Annotated in this window: 9 protein-coding genes, 1 tRNA gene and 1 pseudogene; 6 read left to right on the top strand and 5 right to left on the bottom strand. The window is 64.3% G+C overall.

The features are described 5' to 3' along the window. Positions 1-53 precede the first annotated feature (53 nt). Together NDI54_RS06035 and NDI54_RS06030 are read right to left on the bottom strand one after the other, a co-directional pair. Entirely contained in the window at positions 54-344 is a 291-nt protein-coding gene (locus tag NDI54_RS06035) for a DUF7526 family protein (protein ID WP_310895568.1), read from the bottom strand. 43 nt (positions 345-387) lie between these two features. Then, a complete protein-coding gene (locus NDI54_RS06030; protein ID WP_310895567.1) occupies positions 388-1,908 on the bottom strand; it encodes a sulfite oxidase in 1,521 nt (506 codons plus the stop codon). 105 nt (positions 1,909-2,013) lie between these two features. Between NDI54_RS06030 and NDI54_RS06025 the strand changes: the two genes are divergently transcribed. Together NDI54_RS06025 and NDI54_RS06020 are read left to right on the top strand one after the other, a co-directional pair. Beyond that, a complete protein-coding gene (locus NDI54_RS06025; protein ID WP_004591539.1) occupies positions 2,014-2,136 on the top strand; it encodes an HVO_2523 family zinc finger protein in 123 nt (40 codons plus the stop codon). A gap of 45 nt (positions 2,137-2,181) precedes the next feature. Further along, entirely contained in the window at positions 2,182-4,794 is a 2,613-nt protein-coding gene (locus NDI54_RS06020; protein ID WP_310895566.1) for a PAS domain S-box protein, read from the top strand. On the opposite strand, the gene NDI54_RS06015 is transcribed toward NDI54_RS06020, so the two are convergent. Continuing rightward, a complete protein-coding gene (locus tag NDI54_RS06015) occupies positions 4,772-5,431 on the bottom strand; it encodes a TVP38/TMEM64 family protein (protein WP_310895565.1) in 660 nt (219 codons plus the stop codon). The two genes, NDI54_RS06020 and NDI54_RS06015, sit on opposite strands and share 23 nt — an antisense overlap. Before the next feature lie 51 nt (positions 5,432-5,482). Between NDI54_RS06015 and NDI54_RS06010 the strand changes: the two genes are divergently transcribed. Beyond that, complete coding sequence (locus tag NDI54_RS06010) at positions 5,483-5,875, top strand: DUF5830 family protein (protein WP_310895757.1); 393 nt, start codon at positions 5,483-5,485, stop codon at positions 5,873-5,875. A 209-nt stretch (positions 5,876-6,084) separates the two neighbouring features. Here the strand turns inward: NDI54_RS06010 and NDI54_RS06005 are convergent, their stop codons facing one another. Beyond that, on the bottom strand, positions 6,085-6,522 hold the full coding sequence (locus NDI54_RS06005) for a hypothetical protein (RefSeq protein WP_310895564.1): 438 nt from the start codon (positions 6,520-6,522) through the stop codon (positions 6,085-6,087). Between the two features lie 384 nt (positions 6,523-6,906). Here NDI54_RS06005 and NDI54_RS06000 point away from each other — a divergent pair. Further along, positions 6,907-7,140, top strand: a pseudogene (locus tag NDI54_RS06000) (IS1595 family transposase); the annotation flags it as partial. A 51-nt stretch (positions 7,141-7,191) separates the two neighbouring features. Here the strand turns inward: NDI54_RS06000 and NDI54_RS05995 are convergent. Further along, the gene (locus NDI54_RS05995; protein ID WP_310895563.1) at positions 7,192-8,223 is read right to left on the bottom strand and encodes a DUF7115 domain-containing protein; all 1,032 of its coding nucleotides are present in this window, start codon (positions 8,221-8,223) and stop codon (positions 7,192-7,194) included. Between the two features lie 145 nt (positions 8,224-8,368). Between NDI54_RS05995 and NDI54_RS05990 the strand changes: the two genes are divergently transcribed. Both NDI54_RS05990 and NDI54_RS05985 read left to right on the top strand, forming a co-directional pair. Further along, positions 8,369-8,513: transfer RNA gene (locus NDI54_RS05990), tRNA-Met, on the top strand. A 120-nt stretch (positions 8,514-8,633) separates the two neighbouring features. Continuing rightward, a complete protein-coding gene (locus NDI54_RS05985) occupies positions 8,634-12,722 on the top strand; it encodes a bifunctional DNA primase/polymerase (RefSeq protein WP_310895562.1) in 4,089 nt (1,362 codons plus the stop codon). The last annotated feature ends 4 nt before the right edge of the window (positions 12,723-12,726 follow it).

The following is a 12,726-nucleotide window of genomic DNA, read 5'->3' as shown; positions in this document are numbered from 1 at the left end:
CGCCGCGATTGACGCCGTTTCTTTTCTCCTGTCGCAGCTCCGTCGAGCGGATGTTATCGGAATTCGGTAACGTCGTACACGCCGGCAATCGTCGTCTCCTCGACAGCCACGGTGATTTCCGCTCCTTCTTCAGCCGCCGAGTCAGCGACGAGCGTCACCGGCTCGATGGGGTGGCGGCGCAGAAAGGCCGCGATGCGTTCAAGCCACGACGGCTTGCCGCCCTTGCGACAGACGATGACGTAGCGCGAGTCCGCCAGCGACGCCATCTCCGGCTCGAAGTCGTAGTCCTCGTGCTCGGCTGGCTCCACAACGTGGATGACCTCGCCGGCAATCGTCTCGGCCATACCCGCGATAGGGGCCAGAGCGGTATGTGCCGCTCGCTTTCCACTATGCGTACTGCTTTGACACCCACCCCGAGGGACCGCTGGGGTAGGAGTCAGTTTCTTCTTCGGGCTGGACCTCGCCGCGCTGGTCGACCATCCGAACGACGACGGTGTGGCTGCCGGACGGCGGGTCGTAGGTGTACTCCCACTGTCGCCAGGCGTCCTCGGCGGGGCCGTCGCCGCTGGCTGCGGGCAGTTGGTCCGAGAGCGTTGCGTCCGCCCAGGTCTCGCCGCCGTCAGTGGAGACTTCGACGCGCTGGACGCCCCGAAGGCCGGCGTAGGCGTGGCCGCCGATGCGGCGGCGGCCGTCCGAGAGCATGGATTCGTGGTGGAGCTTGGCAACCGGATTGACGGGGCCGGTGCCCTGCCAGCCGCGTTTCTCCCAGTAACCGTCGGCCTCCTCGTCCAGCACCTCGATCTCGGAGAGCCACTTGACGTTGACTTCGCCCCAGTGACCGGGGACCAGCGCCCGGACGGGGTAGCCGTGGCCGCGGGGGAGGACCTTCCCGTTCATGCCGTAGGCGAGCATCCCACCCCGAAGCGCGTCGATGGGGAACTCCTCGTAGTAGTCGTCCTCGGCCCGGAGCATGACGCACTCACAGCCGCTCTGGACGCCGGCTTCTTCGAGGAGGCTATCGACGGGAACGCCGGTCCACAGCGCGGTGTCCGTCTTGTAGCCGTTGAGGCTCTCGCCGACACAGCGCAGCGTGACGAACCGGTTTTCGGCCGTCATCTCCTGAATGTCTTCGTAGTCGAGCGTGACCTCTTCCTCGACAGCGCCGGTGATGGAAAGCGACCAGTCCGGGGCCGAGAGTTCCGGGTCGATGGAGTTGATGTCGACCTCGTAGAAGTTCTCACTGACCAGCGGGTCGAGATTACCGAGATCCAGGGAGTAGTCCGCTGCGACGGCGAGCTTTGCTTCGACATCAGCGGGGTCCGCTCCGGGGGCATCCAGCGGGAGCGCGTCAGCACCAGTCGCGGCGGCCGTTCGGCGGTTGCCGACCGCGTAGCCGATCGTCGCCGCGCCGACGGCCGCGCCGACCGTCGAGAGCGCCCGCCGCCGTTTGGAGGAGATCGGTGACATTGGGCCACCAAATCTGTCGAGGGCCTGCGCGAGTCCGACGACGGCGGCGGCGGGAACCGCTGGACCGGCGGCGAGGACGATTTCGCCGGTGAGAACGACGCCGATGATCCAGGTCACGACGGCCGTTCCGACGACCGGAAGGGCGCGGTTGTTCGCCAGCTGGCCGGTGAGGACGGCCGCTCGGGCCGCCAACGCGAGGAACAGCCCCGCGAGCCCGATGGCGAGCAAGAGATTGAGCTGCTGGCCGAGGCTTCCGAGCGTCGAGATGGCGGTCGAGACGACGATGCCGGGCATCGACCGGGCAAGCGCCCGCTCGATCGGCGAGGCGATGAACGCGGGTGCGTAGCCGGTCACCGCGTAGGAGCCGGCCAGGCCCGCGACGGCCGCGGCGACGCTGACCAGCAGCCGACCGCCGGGCGAGTCAAGGAGGTCGTCGGGCATGACTGTATTGACGGTCTCCCTGGCAAAAGGGGTTGTTCCAAATTCGCCCGGATTCCCCTCCAAAACTCCGGAAGACACAAGCGAACGGAGTTGGTCTACGGAATCATGGACGAGCAGCCGGGCGGTCGCCCCTGTCCGCTCTGTGAGCGGGCGATGTACCACCGACACTGCAAGTACGTCTGTCCGGAGCATGGCGTCGTGTATGACTGCGCTGACACGTTCTACTGACGGACGCTCACGGGTTTAATAGCCTGGACCAACGAAAGAGGTGATATGAGTGGTCACGGGGAAGAGATTTCGGTGCTGCACGTCGACGACGACCCGGACCTTGGCGATCTCGTTGCGGTTCATCTGGAGCAAACGCACGATGGGATTTCTGTTTGTACCGAGCGAAATGCGGCCGATGGGTTAGAGCGATTGTCCGACCGTGCGTTCGACTGTGTCGTCAGCGATCACGACATGCCGGGCATGGACGGGCTCGAATTTCTGAAGGTCGTCCGCGAGGAGTACGAGGAGCTACCGTTTATTCTCTTTACCGGCAAAGGAAACGAGGAAATCGCGAGTGATGCGATCTCTGCCGGTGTCACGGAATACCTCCAGAAGGGGGTCGGAACGGACCAGTACGCAGTGCTCGCCAACCGTATCGAACGGGCAGTGGGAGAGCGACGGGCGAAGACCGCGCTCGAAGAGTCCGAGCGGATGCTGTCGACGCTCATCTCGAACCTGCCGGGGCTGGTGTATCGCGCCCGGAACGAAACCGACTGGCCGATGACGTTCGTCAGTGACGGAGCGATGGATCTGGTGGGCTACCGCTCGGAAGCCATCGAGCGCGGCGAGGTTTCCTGGGGCAACCTCATCAAGGACGCCGAGACGGAGCGACTCTGGGAGACCGTCCAGACCTGTATCGCCGCCAATGAACCGTTTGAAGTCACCTACCAGATCGAGACGGCCGACGGGGAGACCCGCTGGATGTGGGAGCGCGGGCGCGTCGTCGGGACCAATGACGACGGCGTCGAGATACTCGAGGGGTTCATCACCGATATAACTGCTCGGGAGGAACGCGAGCGTGAACTCGCGAATCAACGGGCGTTCACCGAGAAGCTCATCGACTCAGTCGACGACATGTTCTACGTCGTCGGTGCCGACGGCAGCCTGGTCCGGTGGAACGACACCGTCTCGGCAGTGACCGGTTACACCGACGAGAAGTTGGCGTCAATCGGTATCGAGGAACTCATCGTGGAGTCCGACCACGAGAAATTATGGTGTGTATTCGAGGAGACGCTGGAGACGGGGTACGGAACCGTCGAGGTAGGAATCGAGACGGCCGGCGGCGAGCGGCTTCAATACGAGTTCAGGGGGTCGCGCATCGAAGACGAGCGTGGCGACCTGTTCGGGATTGCCGGCATCGGTCGTGATATCACGGAACGGAGACACCGAGAGCGGGAACTCAAAGAGTACCGGACGCTGGTCGAAAACATCGGAGACCCGATGTACATCCTCGATACTGACGGGACGATAGAGATGGTAAACGAGGCGATGAGCGCCCATCTGGGGTACGAGCGCTCGGAGATTATCGGTTCGAAGCCGACCCGGTTCATGCCCGAGGAAGACGTGGAAAAGGCGACAGCACACATCCGTGACCTGCTTGACGACGACGAGCGAACCTGGGCCACCTTCGAGATGCGGACGGTATCCGCTGACGGGACAGTCCGAATCAACGAGGACAAAGTCGCACCGCTGTTCGACGACGATGGGGCCTTCGACGGGTCGGTCGGTGTGATTCGGGAGACGACGGCGCGCAAGCAACGCGAACGGGAACTCGAACGCTACGAGACCATCATCGAGGCTGTCGGCGATCCGGTGTACACCCTCGACGACGAGGGCGTGTTCACCTACGTGAACGAGGCGATAGCGCAACTGGCGGGGTTCGAACCGGATGAGCTCATCGGCGATCACATCTCCACGGTCATGGCCGGCGAGGACATCAACCGCGGCAACGAACTCATCCAGACCATGCTATCCGACCCGACCCGGCAGAACGTAACCTTCGAAACGGATATCGTCGATCAGACCGGGGAGCACACGCCCATCGAGATCCATATCGCGTTGCTTCCGGCAGCGGACGGGGAGTTCAACGGCACAGCAGGCGTCATCCGCGATATCAGCGACCAGAAAGAAAAGGAGCGACAGCTCGCGGAGTTCGCATCCGTCGTTAGCCACGACCTCCGAAACCCGCTGAACGTGGTCAAAGGGCGCATATCGGTCGCCCGAACATCGGGCGACGTATCACACCTCGATGCGGCAGAGTCCGCGGCCGACCGGATGGACGAACTCATCAACGATCTGTTGACACTCGCCAGGCAGGGCGATACGGTTGGCGAGACGGCGATGGTTGACCTCGCTGCCCTCGCAGGGCAGGCCTGGGCCGATGTCGAAACCGGCGATGCCACGCTCGAAAAACACGGGACAGCAACGGTCGAAGCCGACGCGGCACGGCTCCGTGCAGTGTTCGAGAACCTGTTCCGGAACAGTGTGGAGCATGGCTCCACGGGCAGTCGGACGGGGTCCGGCGACAGTGTGGAACACGGTTCCACAAACAGTCGGCCAGGAGCCGACGACAGCGTGGAACGCGGGGACAGCGCCCCAATCACGGTCTCCGTCGGGACAACGGACAGCGGGTTTTATATCGCCGACGACGGGGTCGGTATCCCGCCCGAAGAGCAAGCTGACGTGTTCGAGCGCGGCTACACGACGAGCGACGCGGGAACCGGGTTTGGGCTGGCAATCGTCGCTGAAGTCGCACAGGCCCACGGGTGGGAGGTCAGCGTGACCGACAGCGAGAGCGGCGGCGCGCGCTTCGAATTCACGACGACTCCGGAGCGCTGACGTGGCGGTAGGCCGGGCCAGCAAGCACCAGCACGGCCAGCGCCGCCGAGAACAACAGGACGTGTGGGAGCGCGTCGATACTGAGCCCAGTGAGCGTCAGCGATCGCAGCGACGCGCCGGCTGTCACCTCGACGGCGACCCACGGAATCTCACCGAGGAAGGTCCCGACGGCGAACGAGCGCGGGGAGACGCGGGCGAACCCGGCCCCGTAGGAGACGGGGTCTGCCGGCACTGGCGAGAGCCGCGCCGCGAGGACACCGCGCGTCTCGCCGGTTACCTCGATGATCCGCCGGCCGGAGTCCCCCAGCCAGCCGAACATCCCACCCTGCTCCCCGGCCCGCAGCGCGAACCGGTAGGGGATGAGGCAGGTGACGAGCGCGCCCATCAGCGCGACGGGGAAGCCGTATTTGATGCCGAGCGTGAACCCGACGAACGCGGACAGGGGCATCGTCGGCCACGCGAAGAACGGACGGACGAGATACAGCCCGACGATGACGCCGGCGAGGTAGATCGGGTGGTCGGCGAGTCGCATGGTCTGGGCCACCACCCGCTCGGGCGTGAGCAGCGTCGTCGCGATAGCGACGACTGCCACCAGCCCGGCCGTCCCGACCAGCTGTCGCTTCGCGAGGCGGTCCATCTACTCAATTGAGTGGTAGCAGTCGACAAACGCTTTGTGGTATCTTTTAGTTTGCTCGGGGTTGAAACGGCGATTGTGTCTGAGAGGGACGGTGATCCGGTCGAACTCGGCGTCGAACTGCTCGCCCACCTGGAACACGGGGAGCTGTCCGTCGCCGACGCGCTCGACCGCATCGAGACGGTGACGACAAATCCCCAGGTCCAGCGCGAAATTCTCGACACCGCGGTGATGCGCGGGCTCATCGAACGCGAGAACGGCGTGGTTCGACCGCGGTCCCAGGGGTCGTACGTGAACTTCGACAGCGACGTGGTCGTCCGCGAGGGGGAGTTCTCGTGTCAGCGCTGTGGGGCGAATATCACGACAGGCCACTTCGTTCAGTTCGACGGCGGCGAACTGGGACCGTTCGGGTCGACGTGTATTCGGAAGGTGTTGGGGCGGGAGTAGGGAGGTTGTGGTCGTACCAGCGGCCACGGCCTCGGGTATGCGAGCGGAGCGGGACCGAAGGTCCCGCAGGCAGTCGGGCGGTATCGCCGCCCGACGACGGCGAACGAAGTGAGCCGCGAGGAGCGAGAGGCCGAACCAAGTGAGGGGCCAAGATGGTGTGCCGCATCCAAGTAGCCCGGGTATAAACACCAGTGGCCCATTTGAGCCATTCATTCGTCTGTACTCTGACTCTGAGAACGCCACTGTGCAGTGATGACTGCAACGGTCACCGCAACGAGGTGTACCCCGCCATAAGCCACCGTCAGCTGATAGAAGTCGGGTGGAACTGTCATGGTCGCGACTATTGATGCGATGGCGAACACCCCTCCGAATGAGAGGACAAAAGCAATGGTCCACACGCGAACCCTTGTCTCTTCAGTATGCGAATCAATTCTACGACTCCGATAGTAGCCGATAGCGAAGGCAGCCACCGTCAGCGAGAATCCGATAGCTGCACTCGTCTCGATTCCGGGAAGCGGACCTAAACGCTGTGATAATAAAAAGACACCAACGACCAAGATTGAGACGATTGAGTACCAGAGGATACCTAAAGAGACGCCAGCAAGCAATCGCGAAGTAAATGCAGGCCTATGCCCCGAATCAGTCATATCTGGAGTATTACCGGAAGTGACAAAACGCTGTCCATGGGGTTCAACGATGGCGATGAAAGACTGAGGTTATTACCATCGAGGAATCCGGCCGGTGGGCCTTTTGCTGGGGATTTTGTTGATAGGGGCCAGGGTGTCATAAAACGATTCACACACCTCAGTAGCTTCCTGAAAACTGGTGTCTGAGAGAGGGGTATTATAACCGCTATTCAGAAACAGCAATAGCTGTCCTCTCAACCGATATCAAAAAACCATGCCAACCGTTCTATGACACCCTCGATAGGGGCTCGAAGAAGTCGGAAACCCCATACGCCGCTCCATCGGAGGATGCAACTGCTTTGATCCGGTAGCCGACTCGGTATCGGTAACCGTTGTATACAGTTGGGATTTCCCGCATACGATCCGTTAGAGGACGACAATTCATTCATCCGAGAATTCGTCGTCCGCGGCGACGGAGAATACGCTGATGGCGAGGTACACGTCAACGGCTGCGAGAGCCACCAAAGTGTCTCAAAAGACAAGCTCACACCGTATCTCAGAGCCTTGCAGCTTCGCTGCGAACGCTACAGAAACTCAGGCGATGAAGCACTCAAATATGCTCCCGATGCTGTTCTTTGAAATCAATAACGTGGCTTCCCAAGAGCGAGCGAACAAAGTCAGCCGGCCGACTTAGCGACCCTGGCGGAGTTCCTTGATGAGCTGTTTGATCGTGCGCTCTTGCTTCTGGAGCTGTTCGTTCTGGGCCTCTACGGCGGCGGTCAGTTCGGCGACCTGGGCTTCGAGTTCGGCGATGTCGGGATCGGAAGCGGTGTCCGGTTCGACGGAGCCAGAGTCTGACTGCACGCCGACCGAGCCATCAGATTGCGTTTCCGCCGTGGCTTCGGTGGCTGTCCCCTGCTCACCGGCCGATGCGGTCGCAGTCTGCTTGCTGGGGGCTGCGGACTCGCGCTCGGCGCTGTGGTCGTCTCCGTCTTCGCCTTCCTCGTCGTCGTTGCTGACGAGCGGGTCGATGCCGGATTCGAGGCCGAGGCCGCTGCCGGCATCCTCTGGGCCGTCCTCCGGGTCCGCCCCGACCTTGGCGTTGAGGTCGGCGAGCGACCCGACCTCGTGGTACGCAAACAGGGCCTCTTCGAGTGTTTTCCGGACCATCGGGGCCTGCTCCGACGGCGCTTTGATGCGCTCCGGGCGGTCGTTAAAGGATAGCACGACGGCGGTGGCGACGCTGCCCTCCTCGAACTCCAGGCCGGTCACCTCGTCGAAGGAGAACGCCTCGTAGTCGGCGTCCCAGGTGACGTTGCCGATGTGCTTGAGCAGCTGGCGGTCGGTGACGACCAGCGTGAGTTCGCTGAACCGGAACACGCCGGCGATGGTCTCATCGGCGGCGATACCCCCAGAGGCCGTGAGCTTGCCCTCCAAGAGCCGTTCGAGGACGGCGTCACCGCGGCTACCAGGGACAGAGAGTTCGAGCTTCTCGCTGGTGTAGATGAGCGAGAACTTGGTCTTTCGCCGGCCTTCCGAGACCGTGAGCCGTTCGAAATCGTGCGGGTAGCTGGCGACCTTCTCGTCGCTGAGAAGGCCCTCGCCACGGTAGACGAGCGTCCGGGTCGGTGTGAAACAAGCCGCGTCTTCGTCGCCGAGGTTGACACCGCCCCGGATCTCCTCGTCCCCGAGTTCCTGCTGGACGAGGTCTGGTATCTCCATACTGCCTGCATACCTGCGTGGTGGCTTAAATCCGCGGGTCGATTATCAGCGCCGATCAGGCGGCCACAGCGTGGGACTACCCCACAGCCCCGGCAGAGATGAGAACCTTCAAGACGGCTAACGGCCAACGGCTGAATGCACCCGCGCCCGGGTGGCTTAGCTGGACATAGCGCCGCACTCATAGGGTCTCTTGACTCATGCGGCAGTGCACCCGTCATGACCCCGGGGCGCTCGTCACGCCCCAGACCTGGGCCATGCGGAGATCGAGGGTTCGGAGCCCTCCCCGGGCACTTTACTAAAACTTGTCATGCCCAGAGTGACGACAGGAGCGTTCAGGGCAAAGTATCCGACTGTTCTGAGAAATCCACTCTCCTGAGTGATAGGTCTGGCGGCATACAGGAGGTGGTGGCGTGACCGCCGACATCCCCGACGCGGTCACCGAGGCGATCGCCGAGTGGACTGTCGACCACGAGCCGGTGTCCCGTGCCGAGTTCGACCGGCTTAATTCGGCACTCATCCGCACCGTCGGCGAGGCCGCCGAACACGAAGAACTCGGGCGCAACCAGCACCTTCGCCGTACGGACGCCGAGAGCGCTGGTCTGTTCGCGTTCGAATACGATGTCGCCCTCGCCGAACTGGATGACGACGTCCAGTACGCCGACCTCCACGGGTACGCCGTCAACGACGGCTTCGTTCCGATACTGGTCTGTCTGGCTGGCGATATCGACGCGGTCAACGAGCGTCAGCATCGCCTCTACCACCTCATCGACGACACGTCTCCCTGCGAGTGCCGGGCGGCCACCGACGGCGGCCGTTCCTTGCGAGAGCGTGTCGAGCGCTATCGCGAGCGACACCCCGATGCTGGGGTCCCCGCCATCGCCGGTGCACTCGGCGAGTCGCCGGCGGCCGTCGCCGAGACGCTTGAGCAGGCGGGCGATGCCGATGTGAGTGACGCGACGGCCAGCCCGACCGACGACTCCGGCCCTGCTTTCGACTACGAGAGCCTGCGGTACATCCAGCTCCGTGGCGACGGCTCGAAGCTCCCCGCGAAGACCTGGGGCGGCTACGACCAGGACTTCGATGACGCCGCCCACGTCCACCGCCACGACGCCGTCGACATGCATCCCGCGGAGAACTGGGGGATCGTCGACGTCGAGAGTGGTGGGCGCATGTCCCAGGCGCTGCTGATCTTCGACGTCGACATCCACAAATCGCCGGACGGCTTCGACCCCGACCGGGTCAACGTTCCGGCCGATACGCTGGTGACGCGGTCCCAGAACGGCGGCTTCCACGTCTATTTCAAGCTCTCTGGCTACCGGCGCGGCGACCTCCAGGAGTCGGACTTCCAGATGACCGCGGACCCCGGGTTCGATGTCGACATCCGCGGCTCGGTCGTCTCACACCACGTCGTCGCGCCGGCGGACATCCCCGGCGTCGGCGGAGCCTACGACGTCGTCAACGACAGCCAGGTCCGCCCCGTCTTCGAACCGGGGGCGGCCGCCGAGCGGATCACCTTCGACGGCGAGCCCCTACTTGAGTTCGACCCCGACGGTGGCGTCGACAGCTACGACTTCGACGTTCCAGACGAGCCGCCCGCGGAGATGCCGACGTGCTACCACGCCGGCCTCGAGCTCCGGAAGGCGGCCCCAGACGACCACCCGAACTCTCACAAGGTCAACGTCCTCACGGCTGCCTGCGGCTTGGCAGCTGGCTACGACCCCGAAGAGGTCGCCGCTCACTTCTGCGGTGACTGGGCCCCGCGTGATGGCGACACTGACCTCACCGACAAAGAGACGACGGAGTATCAGGTTCAGCACATCGATGACGGGGGGTACTCCCCGCCCGCGGAGTCGACGCTACGGGACTACGGCATCCTCGACGAGGGCGAGCACTGCGAGGACTGCCCGATAGAGTACCACGGCGCTCCCACGGGGCGAGATGGCGGCCCCGACACGGTCACCGCCGGCCAGTGGGCTATCGAAGAATGTGAGCCCCCGGCCCGTGATGCCGAGGCGTTCGACCGCGAGCAGCGATGGGCAGACCTCCAGGGCGAACGGTTCGACGAGGCGGTCGGCCACGCCGGGATCGATGTCTGGGCCGACGAGGCTGGCGCTGGGAAGACGACCAACGCCGCCCTCGGCGCGCTCGATCGCGACGAAGCGCACGTCATCTATTTCGACAAGCACGAGAAGGCCCGCGAGTTCGTCACCGACGACGCGATCCAGGCCGCCGCCGGCGACGCGGACATCGAGTACTTCCACCTCAAAGGCGGGGCCCAGAAGCGCGAGGGGGGCTGTATGGACGCCGATCACGCTGACGCGAACTGCCCTGAACACGGTGATACCCAGAACTGCCCGCCGATGTGTCCGATTTACGAACTCGATCCCGACCACGAGACACGGCAGGCCTACGACGCGCTGGTCCCGGAGGTCGGCCCGAACCGGGCGCATCAGATCCTCGGACTCCACGACGAGGGGCAGCACGAGTGGCACGGCCAGGAATGTGCCTGGCAGGCCCAGTACGCCGCCGTCGAGAGCGAGCGGTTCGTCGTCGCCGTCCATCCCTACGTCACGCAGAAGACCGTTCGCGAGACCGGGCTCAATATCATCGACGAGACGCCAGACCTGCACGCTCGCGAACAGTCCGCAGGCCCGACCGAGCTGACGCGGGCGGCGAACACGCTCGAGCGCGTCGCTGACCTCCGCTCCCGGGACGACCCAGTGGCCCACACGGCGCGGGAACTCGCTCGGTTTGCCCGCGACGTCGTCGACGTCATCACGGATGTCGCGGCCGCCGACGGTCTCGCTGATCTCGATGCCCCGTCTGTGACGTGGAACGCCTACGAGTCCTACGACGACGTCGCCGGCGGGCACGTCGCTCGCGACAGCCCCGAAGAGGGCTGGCAACTCGCCGAGGCACTCGCGAGGGCGAAGATCGCCCACGGGGAGACCGTCCTCACGCGGATGCAAAACGACGAGTGGGGAGGGACGCCCATCTCGATTGATCCGCTGTTGGCCGCCGCTGTCGAGGCGGGGCTCGACGAGCAGCCCGTGATGCAGGCGGTCGCACTCTCGCCGGTCGTCGATAGCTGTCCCTGGTGTGGGTCCGAGGTCGGGCACCACGACGGCGCTCGGTGTTGTGCTTCCGAGGACTGTGACTGGGACGAGCGCGAGCATGGGTTCATTGCCCAAAACGCCGATACGGGACGGGCGACCGCGTGGCTTGCTGACCCGGCCGGCGAGACCGCATCACTTCGCTACCGCGAGCTCCCGCTGCCGTCGGACCTTCCCGCGCCGACGGACACGCTAGTCCTCGACGCGACGGCGACCCCCGACAAGGTCGCGACGCTGTTCGGGGTCGACCGCGACGCCGTCGCCGTCACGGGTGACGAGCCGCTGGCAATTCCGAACCTCCATACGACGCAGGTCCTGGATGGGCAGTACCACGCGAATACGATCCGGCGTGCCCTCGAGGAGGACAGAACGCTTGCGACGCGGATCCAGCGGTCGATCGATACCGCTGCCGAGGTGCATGACGCCCCGCTGTACGTCGTGAAGGCGGGGCTCATCCCCGAGTTCGACTTTCCCGATCACGGTGAGGTGTTGCACTACCATGCTACGCGTGGGCTGAATCGGAACGACTGCGACGCCGTCTTGTGCATCGGCGCGCCCCACCCGAACGTCGACGACCTCCGGCGGAACGCCGGCCTGCTCACGATGGGGCGTGAGGACCTCGCCGCCGGCGGGGCGGAGCACTCGACGCGACAGGATGCGTCGAACCCACCGGTCTATCGAAAACTCGACTACGAGGATGACGGCGGGCGGGGGCGGGCTGTCCCGACGAAACACTACACCGGGCTGGTCGGCACGCTGTTCCGCGAGACCCGGGAGAAGGAACTCGTCCAGGCGCTCCACCGGATCCGCCCGCTGCTGGCCGACGACACGAAGCACGCCTACCTGCTGACCAACGTACCGACGGCGACGCCCGTCGACGCCCTCGCCACGTTCGAAGAACTCGCTGACCCGCTCGAAGCGATGCTGCCGGTCCCTGATGGTGCGATCACGCTCCTGGAGACGGTCCATGACGTCGTCGCCGGCGAGGGCCCGGATGGCTTCCGTGCCGGGCAGCTCGTCGAGACCCGCGGCGACGGTGTTGCGAACAAGGTCAGCGGCTACCATCGCCTCGCGCAGATGGCCGGCCTGGAGGTGAGCGAGCGCACGGTCTACAACTGGGTGAGTGCGCTGGAAGGGGTCGGCTTGCTCCAGCCCGAAAGCTACGAACAGCGGGCTGGCGTGTCCTACGCGGTCGATACTGCTACTTTGAAATCGGCGCTATCAGTACTATCCAATAACGGCGGTTTCAAAGTAGCCGCAGTCCGGCGCTTCCGCCGGATTCTCGAGGAATCGGACTCTGGCCTCGGGTGGCTGGATCGGGCTCGCGAAGTGTTCACGCTCCAAGGCATCGGCCCCGACCGCGATCCACCACCAACTGGGGGCTGACTCG

The sequence above is a fragment of the Haloarcula terrestris genome, from assembly GCF_031624315.1.
Classification (GTDB): domain Archaea; phylum Halobacteriota; class Halobacteria; order Halobacteriales; family Haloarculaceae; genus Haloarcula; species Haloarcula terrestris.
The sequence above is the reverse complement of the archived record's forward strand: the minus strand, read 5'-3'. Positions and strand labels throughout refer to the sequence as shown.

Coding starts and splice junctions, on each gene's coding strand:
- NDI54_RS06035 (WP_310895568.1), bottom strand. CDS start 344: ATGGCCGAGACGATTGCCGGCGAGGTCATCCACGTTGTGGAGCCAGCC.
- NDI54_RS06030 (WP_310895567.1), bottom strand. CDS start 1,908: ATGCCCGACGACCTCCTTGACTCGCCCGGCGGTCGGCTGCTGGTCAGC.
- NDI54_RS06025 (WP_004591539.1), top strand. CDS start 2,014: ATGGACGAGCAGCCGGGCGGTCGCCCCTGTCCGCTCTGTGAGCGGGCG.
- NDI54_RS06020 (WP_310895566.1), top strand. CDS start 2,182: ATGAGTGGTCACGGGGAAGAGATTTCGGTGCTGCACGTCGACGACGAC.
- NDI54_RS06015 (WP_310895565.1), bottom strand. CDS start 5,431: ATGGACCGCCTCGCGAAGCGACAGCTGGTCGGGACGGCCGGGCTGGTG.
- NDI54_RS06005 (WP_310895564.1), bottom strand. CDS start 6,522: ATGACTGATTCGGGGCATAGGCCTGCATTTACTTCGCGATTGCTTGCT.
- NDI54_RS05995 (WP_310895563.1), bottom strand. CDS start 8,223: ATGGAGATACCAGACCTCGTCCAGCAGGAACTCGGGGACGAGGAGATC.